At 42.3% G+C, this 15,868-nt stretch carries 15 protein-coding genes and 1 pseudogene; 13 read left to right on the forward strand and 3 right to left on the reverse strand.

The window, feature by feature from the left end; all coding sequences use genetic code 11:
• Positions 1-63: 63 nt before the first annotated feature.
• A complete protein-coding gene (locus IQ19_RS28950; RefSeq protein ID WP_338422646.1) occupies positions 64-216 on the reverse strand; it encodes a glycerophosphodiester phosphodiesterase family protein in 153 nt (50 codons plus the stop codon).
• A 53-nt stretch (positions 217-269) separates the two neighbouring features.
• Positions 270-773 carry a hypothetical protein gene (locus IQ19_RS09385; protein WP_144542170.1) on the reverse strand — a complete coding sequence of 168 codons (504 nt, stop codon included), beginning with the start codon at positions 771-773 and terminating at the stop codon, positions 270-272.
• Between the two features lie 245 nt (positions 774-1,018).
• On the opposite strand from IQ19_RS09385, the gene IQ19_RS09390 reads away from it, so the two are divergent.
• From IQ19_RS09390 to IQ19_RS09415, 6 genes are all read left to right on the forward strand, one after another.
• Entirely contained in the window at positions 1,019-1,366 is a 348-nt protein-coding gene (locus IQ19_RS09390) for a lmo0954 family membrane protein (protein WP_144542171.1), read from the forward strand.
• 31 nt (positions 1,367-1,397) lie between these two features.
• Positions 1,398-2,036: a PspA/IM30 family protein gene (locus IQ19_RS09395; RefSeq protein ID WP_144542172.1), complete on the forward strand. Its 639-nt coding sequence runs from the start codon at positions 1,398-1,400 to the stop codon at positions 2,034-2,036.
• 798 nt (positions 2,037-2,834) lie between these two features.
• Positions 2,835-3,569, forward strand: coding sequence for a cell wall-active antibiotics response protein LiaF (gene liaF / locus IQ19_RS09400; protein WP_144542173.1), 735 nt, complete (start codon positions 2,835-2,837; stop codon positions 3,567-3,569).
• Entirely contained in the window at positions 3,566-4,588 is a 1,023-nt protein-coding gene (locus tag IQ19_RS09405; protein WP_144542174.1) for a sensor histidine kinase, read from the forward strand. Before liaF ends, IQ19_RS09405 begins: the two co-directional genes overlap by 4 nt.
• 45 nt (positions 4,589-4,633) lie before the next feature.
• The gene (locus tag IQ19_RS09410; protein WP_144542175.1) at positions 4,634-5,266 is read left to right on the forward strand and encodes a response regulator transcription factor; all 633 of its coding nucleotides are present in this window, start codon (positions 4,634-4,636) and stop codon (positions 5,264-5,266) included.
• Positions 5,267-5,392: 126 nt separating this feature from the next.
• Complete coding sequence (locus tag IQ19_RS09415; protein WP_144542176.1) at positions 5,393-6,346, forward strand: cation diffusion facilitator family transporter; 954 nt, start codon at positions 5,393-5,395, stop codon at positions 6,344-6,346.
• A gap of 55 nt (positions 6,347-6,401) precedes the next feature.
• Here IQ19_RS09415 and IQ19_RS09420 read toward each other — a convergent pair whose 3' ends face one another.
• A complete protein-coding gene (locus tag IQ19_RS09420; protein WP_415801811.1) occupies positions 6,402-7,100 on the reverse strand; it encodes a TspO/MBR family protein in 699 nt (232 codons plus the stop codon).
• A gap of 188 nt (positions 7,101-7,288) precedes the next feature.
• Here IQ19_RS09420 and IQ19_RS28075 point away from each other — a divergent pair, with 188 nt between their 5' ends.
• From IQ19_RS28075 to IQ19_RS09450, 7 genes and pseudogenes are all read left to right on the forward strand, one after another.
• Positions 7,289-7,438, forward strand: a complete 150-nt coding sequence (locus tag IQ19_RS28075; RefSeq protein ID WP_199749437.1) for an RAxF-45 family protein — start codon at positions 7,289-7,291, stop codon at positions 7,436-7,438.
• Positions 7,439-7,688: 250 nt separating this feature from the next.
• Positions 7,689-9,569, forward strand: a complete 1,881-nt coding sequence (gene abc-f, locus IQ19_RS09425; protein ID WP_144542177.1) for a ribosomal protection-like ABC-F family protein — start codon at positions 7,689-7,691, stop codon at positions 9,567-9,569.
• Positions 9,570-9,801: 232 nt separating this feature from the next.
• On the forward strand, positions 9,802-11,178 hold the full coding sequence (locus IQ19_RS09430; protein WP_144542178.1) for a sigma-54 interaction domain-containing protein: 1,377 nt from the start codon (positions 9,802-9,804) through the stop codon (positions 11,176-11,178).
• 88 nt (positions 11,179-11,266) lie between these two features.
• A complete protein-coding gene (locus IQ19_RS09435; RefSeq protein ID WP_144542179.1) occupies positions 11,267-12,583 on the forward strand; it encodes an aspartate aminotransferase family protein in 1,317 nt (438 codons plus the stop codon).
• Positions 12,584-12,599: 16 nt separating this feature from the next.
• A complete protein-coding gene (locus IQ19_RS09440) occupies positions 12,600-13,967 on the forward strand; it encodes a YjiH family protein (protein WP_144542180.1) in 1,368 nt (455 codons plus the stop codon).
• 136 nt (positions 13,968-14,103) lie between these two features.
• On the forward strand, positions 14,104-15,429 hold the full coding sequence (locus IQ19_RS09445; protein WP_144542181.1) for a polysaccharide biosynthesis protein: 1,326 nt from the start codon (positions 14,104-14,106) through the stop codon (positions 15,427-15,429).
• Between the two features lie 50 nt (positions 15,430-15,479).
• Positions 15,480-15,761: pseudogene (locus tag IQ19_RS09450) on the forward strand (DUF1284 domain-containing protein); the annotation flags it as partial.
• Between the last annotated feature and the right edge of the window lie 107 nt (positions 15,762-15,868).

Genomic DNA, 15,868 nt, shown 5'->3' on the forward strand with positions numbered 1-15,868 from the left:
TCCGACCTTAGTATGGGCAGGAAGGCTTTGTTTCATGTGCCAAAAAAAAGTGACATGATCGCGTTAATAACTCATTTCTTCAAGAAGCTCAAGCATCACATCTGGCCGGTTGGTAATGATGCCATTCGCTCCTTTTATGATCAGCTCCTCCATGGTTTTTTTATCATCTATTGTCCAATAATGCACATCAATTCCTCTTCGATATGCTCCTTCAATATTTTTTTGAAGTCAAATCAATATTGTCTTCTCCATAACCGAATACTCTATCATTAAAATACTTTTCGCCGGCAGTCCGCCGAGGAATCATCTTTGTTTTTATTCCGCCATAGCTTGTACATCGCTTTTCCATCACTAAGAGTGCCGTCTGCCATATCCATCGGCAGCAGGGCGAAGAACACATAATAAAATGAGAAATAGACGAACTGATACCAGAGCATGGAAGCTTCAATAATATCAATTCTGATTAAATAATTAACCAGAAAAATACTTACTACATTGAAAATCGAACCGCCTAAGAAGATCAGTGATTTCGTCAGTTTATTATTATATTTTAAAGAGATATACTCACACCCTCCATACCAAAAGTAAAAGTGCCTAACCTCTAAAAACTTCAGGGAAAATAACAGCTTGCCTGATCCGATGACAACGCGAATCCCTTTTCCGCCAAAGATGGCTGCAAAGAAAATGTGCCCCAGTAAGTGAATAAGTGTGACCACTGGAAATACAACGAAAAAGGCCTGAATGAACTTCATAAAATCATCATAGCCAAACATATGAGGACCTCATTTCTATTAATTTTAGAAAAACCTTCGCATTAGGCATCCTTAGTTGTTTGCATATCCCCTGTGTACCCCGCTTTTTTGAACACTAACATACATTCTTTTTCCATATTTGCCAGCCTGGACAAAAGAGTCCGACTAGCTGCTACGTCTCAGGTCTTATATGAAAATAAAGCTGAGGCTCGTTATTGCAAAGTCAAAATACAGGTAAGATGAAATCAAGAAAGGAGGAAATGAAAATGAAAAAACTTGGATTAATGATAGCAGGTGGGGTTGCAGCAATCGTGCTGATTTCGAATTTAGGCCCAATGGTAGGGCTGGCAGTCAGTGCGGCGATTCTATACTTTGTGTTTAAACAATTTTTAAAAGCGGAAAGCACTTTAGCGAAAGTCGGATACGGGGTCCTCGGTTTTATCGCCTTTATGGCTACAGCATCGAACTTCCCGGCCATTCTTGGCCTTGCAGCTGCATACGTCCTTTACCTTGTCTATAAAAAATGGAACGAATCAAGTTCTATTGTAAAAGAAGAAGAAAAGGACCCTTTTGCCAACTTTGAAAAGCAGTGGGCTGAATTAAAGCAAAACTAATAAAATGGGAGTTCAAAAAGGAGAGATATTTATGGCAAACTTATTTACACGCATTAAAGATACAGTGATGGCTGACCTGCATGAAGCATTAGATACAAAGGAAAAAAAGAATCCGATAGCTCTGCTGAATCAGTATCTTCGCGAATGTGAGCGCGAAACAGAAAAGGTCCGTAAGCTTTTGGAACGCCAATATACATTAAAGGAAGAGTTCACTCGTGAATACGAGCAGGCAAAGGAACTAGAAGGGAAACGCAAACGCCAGGCTGAAATTGCTGCACAAGCTGGAGAAGAGGAACTCTATCAGTTTGCAGCTCAAGAACAAATGCAATATGAAGAGCGCGCCAATCGTTTAAAAGATTTATTAACTCAAGCAACCCAGCAAATGGGAGAACTTGAAAGAAAATATGAAGAAATGAAACATAAGCTCAAGGATATGCACATCCGCCGCATGGAACTAATGGGCCGCGAAAACATAACGCGTGCCAACCATCAAATGGATAAGGTGCTGGATAACAACAGCTATTCCGATAAATCTTTCTCCCGATTCAAGGAAATCGAATCATACCTTGACCGTCTGGAACACCAAGTAAAAAGCTCATACCACCGCAGCACAATTGATGCCCGCATCGCGCAGCTTGAAAAAGAGCTCGAGAAGAAGCCAGTTTTATAATACGTTGAATTGTGCAGATGTTAGATAATTTTAAAAAGACTAGATAAATTCAGAATAACGATAGATAAAATTCGAAACCTGCTGGATAAACCCTAAAATATGCTAGATAATTTTAAAACCTGTTAGATAAGCTTAAACCAAACTAGAAACCTGCCTGTATAACAAAGCTTTAAGTTAAAAGGACCGGGCGGCTAATTTTAAAGTCCGTACTGTCTCTTTTTTCCCGGAAAAGACAAAAACTGATTCTATTTTATGAACAAAAAATGGTATTCTAAAAAGGCGTAGGGATGCTGCGCCTTTTCGGCCATATTTTTATAAGTTAAATCTGAACTTAGATAACTGTTTAGCTCCACAAGGAAATCTACGGCAGCGTAATCATCGCACGACTAAAAGCGGCAGCTTTTGGGAGGAGGCGCCATCGGCTCGAGGTCATAAGCGTGTCTAGTTTCGGCTCCAAGGGACTCCAGGTCATAAGCCGTCCCCTTCCAGAAGGAAAAAACACCTTCTTACAGGGACCGTCTTATGCTTGTCGTCCCTGGGCAGTCGCCTCAACATTTCTTTCAATCCGTCAAGAAGGTTAAAGACTAACCTTCATGCCGGCTTGTCTTATGCTTGAGGTCCGCAGGATAAAGAAGGCTTCGTCAGCCTATTCATCGCACGACCAAAAGTGGCAGCTTTGGGAGGATGCGGGTCATGCAGACGTTGCCACAGGACGTGGCGTTTTTAGTCTGCGTTCACCATAAGCGGGTGCCTTGCGCTTTTCTGATCATTCCAATCACGCAGAAGGGGGGATGCCTCATGAATTATAAAATAAAAAGCGATTATTTAAGCTGGATCGTAATGGTGGGCATTGTCGTCCTCTTTGTGGAAATTGCCTTTTTTAATAGAGGAGTGATTTTCTCTCTTCTAGTGCCAATTGGAATGGTGTATATTGGAAGAAAGTGGATGCCTCGCACCTCCGGAAAATGGATTTTCTGGCTTGGGTTAATTTTTCTGCTCATCAATGTATTTAGCATGATGACGTTAAAATTTTTCCTGCTGGCTATCCTGATTCATCTGCTGATTCAGTTTGCACAATCCAAAAAGGATCCGAAACAGATCCAGCCGGAGTTTAAAGAACCAACTGTCAATCTTCAAAAAGAAACGGTCATCAAAAAGGATCCTCTTTTTTCCAATATATTTGTCGGCCAGCAAAAAACGCCAGAGCAAGTGTATGAATGGAATGATATTAATATACAGACCGGCATTGGCGATACAGTCATTGACTTAAGCTATACCGTCCTTCCAAAGGGAGAAACCGTCATCTTCATCCGAAACTTTATCGGCAATGTAAAGGTGCTTGTTCCTTACGATGTGGAAGTAAGTGCTAGCCATTCTGCCATTGTCGGCGCTGCAAGAATATTTGAATACGAAGAATCAAAACTTATTAACCAATTCCTGCATCTGCAGACGCCAGGCTATGAAAAATCTGGGCAGCGCATCAAAATTTTTACCTCACTGTTAGTAGGCGATATCGAGGTGAAGCGCGTATGAGTACCATCCAGCGGCAAATTGTTTGGGGAGCCAGCATGTCCCTCCTGATTCTTGCTGTCCTGACGGCTTCCTTTTTCACCATGTTTCCCGTTCCCGATTGGGGGGATTTATGGGAGACAGAGGTACTCGATATCCCGTTTATTTTATTCGTGCCAAGCGTCAGCCTGGCAATCGGCCTGACTATTGGATTCATGTCAGGCTTATATTGGCGCCGGAAGCTTCAGACAGTTGATAGCCTTCTTCATCAGATTGAAGAAGGGCGCCAGCTTGATGCGGATGAACTGAACAACAGCAAAGAATTGCAATCTATTGCCAGCAGGGCTGGAAATATACAAAAGCACATTGCTGACCAGGCAAAAATCTCTCAAAAGCTTGCGAATGAAAAAGCCGAAGATATAGAGAGCCGAATGCAGGAAATCATTTCTCAGGAACGAAACAGACTGGCCCGTGAGCTTCACGATTCAGTCAGCCAGCAGCTTTTTGCAGCATCTATGATGATGTCTGCTATAAATGAAACCCAGCAGGACCAGGAAGGCAGGCAGGCCAAGCAGCTGAAAATGGTAGAAGAAATGATCCACCAATCCCAGCTTGAAATGCGCGCCCTGCTTTTGCATTTGCGTCCGGCTGCACTCAAAGGCAAAACCCTTCAAGAAGGAATTGAAGAATTGCTTGTTGAATTGCTTCAAAAAGTAGCACTGGAGATTGATTGGAAAGTGGAAAACTTTCCGCTTGATAAAGGAGTGGAGGACCACTTGTTCCGCATTCTTCAGGAAGCTGTTTCCAATACACTCCGCCATGCGAAATCGCATAATCTGGAAGTGCTGCTTATTCAAAGGGATGAATATGCTATTCTGCGTGTGGCAGATGACGGGGTCGGCTTTGATGTTGAGGAAACAAAAGCCGGTTCCTACGGGCTGCAAAATATGTACGAAAGGGCAGCTGAAGTGGGCGGGAGCATGAAAATCATCAGTGTGAAAAACAAAGGAACACGCCTTGAGGTGAAGGTTCCGATTATGTAAGAAATGTCTGCTATGAGGCAAGACTAAATGCAGAGGGTGAGGCCAATGATTAACGTTTTATTTGTCGATGACCATGAGATGGTTCGGATCGGAGTATCTTCTTATCTGACGGCACAGCCGGATATAGAAGTCGTAGGAGAAGCGGATAACGGGAAAACAGCTATTAAAATGGCACTTGAATTGCGGCCGGATATTATATTGATGGATTTGGTCATGAAGGAAATGGACGGGATTGAGGCAACAAGGAATATCATCGAGCAATGGCCGGAAGCAAAGATCATTATTGTGACAAGCTTCCTTGATGATGAAAAGGTATATCCGGCACTTGAAGCAGGGGCGACAAGCTATATGCTGAAAACCTCCAAAGCAAGTGAAATCGCTGATGCCGTCCGTTCCACTTACCATGGCCAATCCGTGCTGGAGCCGGAAGTCACCGGCAAAATGATGGTGAAAATGAGGCAGAAAAACCAGCATCAGCCCCATGAAGAGCTGACCAGCCGTGAGATGGAGATTCTTCTTTTAATGACAGAAGGCAAAACGAACCAGGAAATCGCCGACGAACTTTTCATTGCCTTAAAAACAGTCAAAACACATGTAAGCAACATCCTAAGCAAGCTGCAGGTTCAGGACAGAACCCAGGCTGTTATTTATGCCTTCAAGCATTCGCTAGTTAAATAGCAGTTGAAAGAGCTAATCTGTTAGCTCTTTTTATTTTGCGCTGATAGCCGCAATGGAAAAAATCATGATTCATATGCAGAACATAAGGGTAACAATAAAACAAACAAATAATATGGCGGTGATAAAATGTCAGTTATAGCTTTACTAAAAAAAGGGAATAAATCTTCAGGAATGGCCGCTCTCGGTAATACGGCATTAACTATTGCCAAAGGGGCAGCGGCAATGATTAGCGGAAGCGGGGCTATGCTTGCTACAACTCTTCACTCGCTGGCAGATGCCCTTAACCAGGGATTTGTCTTCTTTGGCAGTGCTCTTGCTGAAAAGGAACCAACCAAGAGGTTTCCTACCGGATTCGGCAGAGTCATTAACCTATTTGTTCTGATAGCGGTTATAGTCATTTCCATAATGGCCTACGAAACGATACATAAAGGCTGGGAACTGATTCAGCATCCGAAGGAATCGACAGATCTCTGGCTTAATGTAGGCGTTATGATATTGGCGGTTCTGGTAGATGGCTTTATTTTAGTAAAGGCAATGAAGGAAATTGCCCATGAAACCAGAACTCCGGCAAAAGGCCTGGGAGTAGTGCCAGTGGCATTTAAAAATGTCGGGCTTGCCACTCCTCCAACACGGCTTGTTTTTTATGAAGATATCATTGCTACATTTGGTGCACTCCTTGCCCTTATATCCATTCTCATTGCCCACTTCACAGGCTTGTACTTCCTCGATGGCGTGGGAACCCTTTTAATTGGGCTTCTGTTGGTTGGAATCGCCATCAAAATAGGTTTTGAGAACACCCTAGGCTTGATCGGTGTTGCTGCACCAAAAGATATCGAAGACCGCATTGCCAAAATTATTCTTGATGACCCTGATGTTGTTGATATCAAACAGCTGAGGCTCATCCAAGAGGGAAGAAGATACCATGTGGAGGGCTATATCGAGCTAGTTGAAGGCCTGACACTTGCTGTTGCTGATGACATTAAAATAGGAGTAAGAAATAAATTGCTCGATGATCCGGATATTAGTGATGTGACCATTGGAATACTGGAAACAGACCAAGTCCAAACGTGGAAACAATAAAGAAAAGGAAGCCTGCAGATGAAGGCTTCCTTTTTGTTGTAGCGGAAAGTGATTATCAGCGAAACTTATAGCGGATTGTTATTTTAGTCGCCAGCATAATTCCTGCAGCGGTAAAGAACGTCAGGAAGTACGCTGTAAATGCTACGTTTGGATAATCGTAAAAATTGTTAATCCCAATCCCGATAAATGCCCACACAAATACCAGGGGATAAACCCAGTCGTCATTTTTAATGCGAAACATTAAAGCCAAAGCGGCTGAGAAAGCAAGCATGATATATGTCCACCATATTTCAGGCGGCCCAGTCTCGATCAAGCCTATATACACAAGATAATAGCTGCTATTTGCAATGGTGGCTACCGATATCCATCCTAAATAAGTGGAAAACGGTACAATATCCCAAAAGTCCGGGTCTGAATTTTTTGCTTTCCTATATAAGCTGATTAAAGCAAAAAGCAGTGAGATCATAACGAATACTGATATCAGAAAATACTCGTAATGCCAGGTAAAAATCCATAAGCTATTTAAAATGCAGGTCAGAATAAACAACTTGCTGGTTCTCTTATAGATTGGGAGGTTTCTGCGTTTTTCAGGGAATTGCCTCACAATCCACATCCCGAGCAGTAAATAAATCAATCCCCAAATGCTGAACACGTAGCCTGCAGGAGTGAAAAGAACATCCAGCTTATTGGAAATTTCACCTGTTGTCTGTCCGTTTAATGGCAAAATACTTGCCAGCACATTTACTGTAACCATAAGCATGTAGGCTAATATTTGAAACAATAGTATCCTTCCCCTTTCCCTTGATAGAATATATACCACTTCTGGACCGTAATAATCTCAACAAGTATATTTGATGGAAACTTTAGGAAGATAACCATTGCTTTTGAATAGAAGAAATATTAAAATAAAACTAACTTATTAGAAATGGAGGTGGAGAAGAGATGATTGGAACTGTTTTGGCACGTGGTGAGTGGATTGAATTCCTGACAATTTACCGTGCAATTTTTCATGGTTTTGCTTTTAACGGGAGACGTCTGTCCTTTTTTAGCAAACTTCATAATGAAAACAAAACAGTGAGAACATCTCTTTAGCCACTATAGAATATAGAAAAGAACGGTAAAAGGAGGGCTTCTTCAGGCTCTCCTTTTTAATTGGACTTTTACTTTTACCAAGGCCATAGGAGCATGCTTTCCTATGGTCTTTTTGCGTTTGAATTTGGGGTTATATTAAAGCTCATTGTTGATTTGGCATCCTGTTGCTTGGAGCGGAAGGCGAGTGCCTGGAGCAGATCAACAGGCAAGCTTATCAGTGCAAATTTTTTTAAAATCGGAGGAAATAAATATGATCGCATGCAGTGCACAGCAAATCGGAAAAATGTACGGTGGAAATAATGTTTTTGAAAATTTGTCATTTGAAATACATGAGAAAGACCGGATTGGTTTGACGGGAAGGAACGGAAGCGGCAAAACGACTTTGTTCAAATTACTAGCTGGCACAGAGACGCCGGATTCAGGCCAGATTCATTGGAGGAAGGGATGTGAAATTGGCTATCTGGCGCAGATACCGGATTATCCTGCAAATATGAAATCGATTGATGTGTTAAAAATGGCTTTTGTCCATCTGCTGGAAATGGAAAAAAAGATGAAGCAAATGGAGCTGCAAATGACTCAAGAAACTAGTACGGATCAATTAAATAAACTTATTGGGGAATATGGAGAGCTACAGGACCAGTTTGCACTGGAAAATGGTTACGAAATGGATAGCCAGATTGACCGAATTTCAAATGGCCTTAATATCGGAAGCTTACTGGATAAGGACTTCAGCAGTCTAAGCGGAGGCGAAAAAACGAAGGTATGCCTCGGCCGCATGCTCCTGAAGAGTCCGAATCTGCTTCTCTTGGATGAGCCGACAAATCATCTGGATATTAAGGCAGTCGAATGGCTGGCTGGTTTTATAAAAAATTATGAAGGGACCGTTGTCCTTATCTCACATGACCGTTATTTTTTGGATGAAACAGCAAGCAAGATACTTGATTTGGAGGACGGAGAACTTACTCTTTACCTAACGAATTACTCCGGCTTTGTAAAAGAGAAAGAAGAAAGGCTGTTGAGGGAATTTCAGCAGTACGAAGAGCAGCAGAAAAAAATCAAAAAGATAAAGGAAGCAATCAAGCGGCTAAGAGAGTGGGCTAATCAATGCACTCCGCCTAATGCCGGTCTCCATAGACGGGCAAGCAGCATGGAAAAAGCCCTCCAGCGAATAGAGAAGCTTGACAGGCCAGTACTAAACCGAAAAAAAATGTATATCGAGCTGGATGCTGCTGAACGAAGCGGAAAAGATGTGGTGATGATTAAAGAGGTTAGCAAGTCCTTTGGCAGCCAAAAGTTATTCCAAAATATCAGCATGCACATTCAGCTCCAGGATCGGACCGCTATTGTGGGGGATAATGGTACAGGGAAATCGACTCTGGTTAAAATGATTATGAAGGAGCTTGAACCGGATGCTGGTGAAGTCCGAAGAGGGAGCAATCTGAAAATAGGCTACCTTTCTCAGCATGTTTTTTCAGATAGCAATGATCAAACAGTGATCGAAACCTTTAGGGAGGGGCTATCTGTTACAGAGGGAGAGGCTCGACATATTCTTGCAGGTTTCCTCTTTTATGGACACACCGTTTTCCGCAACGTTTCGCACTTGAGCGGCGGGGAAAGAATGAGGCTTCGCCTTGCCCAGCTCATGCACCGGGATATCAACTTTCTAATTCTCGATGAACCGACGAACCATCTGGATATCGAATCAAGAGAGGTACTGGAAGAGGCACTGGATGATTTCCAGGGAACCATTTTGGCTGTCTCCCATGACCGCTACTTTATTAACCGATTGTTTAGCAAAATCTACTGGATCGATCAAAAGGAAGTCCATTTCTTCGAAGGAAATTATGACCGTGCCAGAAAGAAAATGGAGGAGAAGGGGAAAGCGGCGAACGAAATTCCTGTTATAAAAAAGGCAAAAATTGAGGCTGTTCCGCCAAAAGAAAGGAAAAATAAGTTGTCCCCGGAGGAATTGGAAAATCAAATTGAAGCACTAGAATCTTCTCTCCTGAAGTTAGAAGAGGTGCTGGAATCGGAAACCGACCTGGAAAAGCTGCAGATACTTTATAAGGAAAAAGAAAAATTAGAACAACAAAGGGAAGGGCTCTACGGAAAATTGGATGCTATTTTATAAAGATGAAAGAAGGCTAACAGATGTTTAGCCTTCTTTTTTCTATACAAAAAAATGAATTTTTATAAGTTTTTTCAGTTTGCATCTTTTCGTCAGCATCTATTTGTTGTATAGTGTTATACAAATCTGAATAATTATTTAAATCTGAATAAAAATGTGCATTATCCAATCAAAATGCTTAATTTCAATGAAGGTGCATTATTCAAAAATGAATAATTTCTGGAGGCCTAAAAGAATGAATAGCTTTTTTATGGACTGGAACAACGAAAAGGAAGTCATTTCTTCATTGGAAGAAGATATTATGGTGACCAATTCAGACGGCATAATTATAAAAGTCAGTAAAGGAAGCGGCAGCCATTACGGTGTTGAACCGGAAGCTCTTTTGGGGAAATCGGTATACGAGCTTGAGAGAAAAGGAGTTTTTAAGCCTGCTATTACGCCGGAAGTTTTAAAGAAGAAAAAGAAAGTCATTTTGATCCAGAAGGCCGGGTCTAGAAAAAAGATATTAGTAACGGGTATTCCCGTCTTTAATGAAGTTGGGAACATCGAGCATATTGTCAGTTATTCCTATGATGTTTCAGAACTCCTCGTCATAAAAGAATACCTAAATAGCGTTGAGGAAGAAATGGCCAGGGTAAAAAGTGAGCTTGATCTTCTGCGCAAAAAGAGCATCAAAATGGATGGAATGATTGCTGACAGCCTGCCAATGCAAAATGTCGCTGAAACAATTAGAAGGATAAGGGATGTGGATGTTACTGTCTTGCTCTTAGGGGAGTCAGGTGTCGGAAAGTCAGCTCTTGCTAAATGGATCCATCAAAATAGCATCCGGAAGGACGGTCCCTTTATTGAAGTCAATTGCAGTGCCATTCCGGAGTCAATCTTTGAAGCTGAGTTTTTTGGCTATGAAGGGGGGGCTTTTACAGGTGCCAAAAACAAAGGGAAGATGGGGTTTGCTGAAATGGCAAAGGGAGGCACCCTTTTCCTGGACGAAATTGGCGAGCTGTCGGGGCATCTTCAGGCAAAGCTTCTGAAATTTATACAGGACAAGAAGTTTTATAGAGTAGGAGGAACAAAGCCGGTACACGCAGACTTTCGCTTGCTGGCGGCTACAAATAAGGATCTAGAGAAAGCGGTTCAAACGAAGGAATTCAGGCAAGACTTATTCTTTCGTCTTAATGTGGTACCTCTAAAGATACCGCCATTAAGAGAAAGGCAGGAAGATTTATTTGCTTTAATCCAATATTTTCTCCAGGCGATTTCAAAGCGCCATCACCGGGAGCGTCAGCTGGATAAAGCTTTGGTCGATCACTTGCTGCAGCTTGAGTGGAAGGGAAATGTAAGAGAACTTGAGAATCTAATGGAGCGGTTAATCGTTACAAGCACGAGTTCGATTATTACAAAAGAGGATTTGCCTTATGAATACCATATGCAAGAGAAAGTAGACGATTTAATTCATTTCGATGGACAATCGCTGCCTTCCATATTGGAGGAGGTTGAGAAAAAAGTTTTAATCAATGCTAAAAATCGCTATAGAACAACGACTCAAATTGCAAACGCCTTAGGAATCAGCCAACCCTCAGTAGTGAGAAAATTAAAAAAATATGATTGTTAATACATACTTTGGCATGAATATTGCATTAAAGAATTAACAGAGAAACATTGAGTTTTTGCATCAGCGTATTTATTCAGGAGGGGATAGTATGAACGGAGAAAATTGGAGTCATCTTGTCGGAAACATTTCAAATTTATTGGCGCCCAGCATGGCAAAAGATCATCCAAATTTGCCGGTGGTGAAGGCGGAAGGCTGTTATTACTACGGAGTGGATGGCAGGGAGTATTTGGATTTTACATCAGGTATTGCGGTTGAAAATGTCGGCCATCGCCACCCCAAAGTTGTACAGGCCATCAAAGACAGTGCGGATCATCTCGTTCACGGCCCATCAGGTGTTATCATCTATGAATCGATCCTTCGCCTCGCAGAAGAACTAGGAAAAATCACGCCAGGAAACCTGGATTGCTTTTTCTTTGCGAACAGCGGTACCGAGGCAATTGAAGGAGCTATAAAGCTGGCAAAGTATGTCACAAAAAGACCTTATGTTGTATCCTTCACCGGCTGTTTCCATGGACGGTCAATGGGAGCATTAAGCGTTTCCACATCCAAGAGCAAATATAGAAAGTACCAGCAGCCGTCCTGGCTGACCTACCAGCTGCCATATGCCAATGAAAAGGATTGCCCGTATGGAGAAGACCCTGAAGAGTACTTCCCAAGCAAACTGGAAAAGGACGTTGAAACATTGTTTAAGCATCAGGTTGATCCTGAAGAGGTTGCCTGCATGATTATTGAACCGGTCCTTGGAGAAGGCGGCTATATCATTCCGCCAATATTGTGGATGAAGAAAATCAGGGAAATTTGTGATCAGTATGGTATTTTACTGATTTTTGACGAAGTGCAAACCGGCTTTGGGCGTACAGGTGAATGGTTTGCGGCACAGGCATTTGGCGTCAATCCGGATATAATGGCCATTGCTAAGGGAATTGCTGCCGGTCTTCCACTAAGCGCAACTGCAGCATCTAAAGAGCTGATGGGGAAATGGCCTTTGGGCGCCCATGGAACAACCTTCGGCGGAAATCCAATTGCATGCTCTGCAGCCTTGGCCTCTCTTGAAATCTTAAAAACTGAGAACCTCTTGGAAAACACTAAGCAAATGGGAGATTATGCGTTAAAGAAACTCCATGAGCTGAAAGCAAAGCACCCTGCTGTGGGGAGTGTCAGAGGTTTGGGGCTGATGATTGGCATTGAAATCATTGATCCGCACACTGGTAAACCTGATGGGGATGCTGTAATGGAAATTCTGAATTCCTCGCTTGATAAAGGTGTTCTCTTCTATTTATGCGGAAATTCAGGTGAAGTTATTCGAATGATTCCTCCTCTCATTGTGACAAAAGAGCAAATTGATCAGGGTCTAAAAGTTTTGGATGAAGCACTGACAGAGCATGAATCTGTTGTTGTCAAATAAAAAGGGGGACCTTAGCATGAAGGCTGAAACAAGAGTTAAACCGCAAGCAGTCACAGGTGAGTATTGGAAATTTATTATTCCATCTTTAATCGGAACGCTATTATTCCTGGTTCCGGTTAAATTTCAGGGAGATGTTACGATTGGTGTTGGAATCCTGGCATCCTTTTTAAGCAATGCTTTTAGTGAGCAAATGCCTGCATTTATTATTTTTATTCTCGGACTATCGGCTGGTGTTTCTATTATTACGAAAGTGTTTAAGCCATCGTTTATAATGGATAACAAATTTCTTAAAGGATTATTTGATACCGGGAAATTCGGTTTAATCATGAGAATACTTGGCTTCGCAGTTGGTTTGATGACCATTTTGGAAGCAGGGCCAGAATTTATCTGGTCCAGAAATACAGGAGGAGTGGTACTGTACGATTTAGCTCCAGTTCTTTTAACATGGTTCTTATTTGCCGGAATTCTTCTCCCGCTGTTAGTGGAATTTGGTTTAATGGAGTTCATCGGGGCACTTGTACAAAAATTTATGCGGCCGCTGTTTACATTGCCCGGCCGATCTTCAATTGACTGTCTTGCTTCCTGGATGGGGGCTGGTACGGTTGGAGTACTTGTTACAACAAAGCAATATGACGAAGGATTTTATACAAAAAGAGAAGCAGCTGTCATCGCCACAACTTTTTCAATTGCCTCTGTCGCTTTCAGTTTAGTGGTAGCAAATGTGGTAGGGCTTGGCCACTTATTCATTCCGTTTTATTTAACAGTATCAGCAGCTTGTATCGTGGCTGCATTGATCATGCCAAGAATTCCGCCTCTTTCCAGAAAAGCGGACACATACTATGAACCAGTGGGCCAGCAGATCGATGAAACGATTCCAGAAGGGGTGTCGCATGTAACATGGGGCTGGCAGCAAGCAGTTGAAAAGGCCAAAAATGCTCCAGGGCCAAAGAAGCTTTTATCCAATGGAGTTGAAACGGTCTTGGATATTTGGATGGGGCTGATTCCGCTTGTGATGAGTTTGGGAGCTGCCGCTTTAATCATTGCCGAATATACACCTGTTTTTCAATTTATTTCTTATCCGCTCATTCCGATCCTGGAGTTTATGCAATTGCCTGAAGCAGGTGCAGCAGCCCAAACTATGCTAGTTGGTTTCGCGGATATGTTCTTGCCGGCAGTCATAGGCAGTGGAATTGAAAGCGAGTTAACGAGATTCGTAGTGGCAGGTCTCTCCTTAACACAGTTAGTATATATGTCTGAAATAGGCATATTGATTCTGCGCTCGAATATTCCATTAACCTTTACAGATTTATTCATAATTTTTATCCAAAGAACAATCATTACTTTACCAATCATTGTATTAATTGCACATGTCTTTGTCTTTTAATAGGAAAAGGAGGCCTCCAATCATAGCTGGCCTCTTTTTCTATTTTAGAATAAAACTTTTTAATCTTAGATAACTAATATTATAGGGACATGTCTCATATCTTATATAGAATCTGCAATGTATAAGGAGAGGCGCAATGAGTAAATTCTTCAAGGGAGTTGTTTTGCTTGCGCTGGCAGCGTTCGCCAGCGAGTGTATAGAGTTTGTCGTGAATATGGTCCTCGCCCGGGAACTGGGAGAGAGGGGGCTCGGCATGTATATGTCGATATTGCCGACCATCTTCCTGATCGTTCTTTTGGCAAGTTTTGAGCTTCCGATATCCATATCGAAATTTATTGCCGAGAAGGATAAAAAATATCACAAAAGCATGCTTAACCATGTGATTAAGCTGACCATCATCTTTACGGCTATACTGGTGCCGCTTGCGGCAGCGATTATTCCATTTGTATCTGTTTTTGATGAATATCATCCTTTATTAAGGTGGATGGTCATTGGGTTTATTCCGATCGTGTCTTTTTCCTCGATAGCCCGGGGCTTTTTTATGGGCAAGCATCAAATGGGGAAAATTGCAGCCTCGAATTTCCTGCGGAAATCTGTGCAGCTTCTATTGCTGGTCGTGCTGTATCAGGCCTTTCAATTCGATACGGATACGGCGGTTTTTATCGCTTTTTGTACATTTATAGGGAGCGAGATCGTTGTCTTCCTTTATTTGCTTCATATGTTTATTATTCAGTATCAGCGTGTCAAAAAAGAGCCATCTGAAATTCTTAGCGGAAAAAGCGTGCGGCAAAATTTAATATCTGTTTCCGTTCCTACTACAGCGTTAAGAGTATTTCATGCACTGACACATGCCGTTCAGCCGTTCTTAATTAAAGGAGCCCTGTTAAAAGCAGGCGTCCCGGGGGAAGTGGCAACTGAACATTTTGGGATGCTTGCAGGTGTGGCGATGACAATTGGCTTTTTTCCAGCGTTCATTGCTCATTCGTTTTTAATTATACTGATTCCGACTGTATCTAAAGAGTATGCAGATAAAAATCTGGAGGAACTTCGGCGCCTTCTGCAGCAGGTGTTCTTCGTGACTTTCCTATATGGAGTGCCATCCGTCGGGTTATTCTACATTTTCGCAAGGCCGCTGACGGAGGTATTTTTCCATTCAACAGATGCAGCCATATATTTGCAGCTGCTCTGGCCATTCTTCCTGCTGCATTTTTTCATTATACCCATGCAGGCCTATTTAATCGGCTTGGGGCTCATGATGGATACCATATATCATTCTCTCTGGTCCACGGTGGTTTCTTTTTCAGTGATGTTCCTGCTCGGCTCGATGCACAGCCTTCAGATGGATGGGATTATTATGGGTATGAATACCGGTGCTGTCCTCCTCGCCATGATGCATTATGTAACCGTGTGCCGGAAAATCGGACTGACTCTTTTCCTTTCCCCTGCCAAACAGTTTAACTGAAAAATCTGATAAAGTAGAGGGAAATTTTTATGATGGAAGGATTGAGAAGGATGGCAATGGTTTTGCGGGGACATCATTTACTTTGTGTTCACGGATTCAAAGGGATGGGCTACAGTCCTGAGTTTGTGGAGAAAATATGCAAATCATGCCCGAACAATGGCATATCAAAATGTGAAGCGAGCGAGAATTCCAACGATCATGTTTTGAGAATGGACAGGAAAGTAATCGAACAATTGGGTTTGAAGGATGGAGAAGCCTATCCTAAATCGGTTCTTGTTTCTCATACTGCTGCAAAAGTCAGGCCGGATGACCTGGATGTTATCTGTGCCGGGTGATCGTGGCTATCCTATGGGGTTTGCAAGGAAGACATTGCGGCGCTAAGGCAAAAGTGCAAATCTTCCATGGCAACTTACTAGTATTATGTAAAGGTACTTATTCT

This window comes from Cytobacillus oceanisediminis (genome assembly GCF_007830235.1).
GTDB classification, from domain to species: domain Bacteria; phylum Bacillota; class Bacilli; order Bacillales; family Cytobacillaceae; genus Cytobacillus; species Cytobacillus oceanisediminis.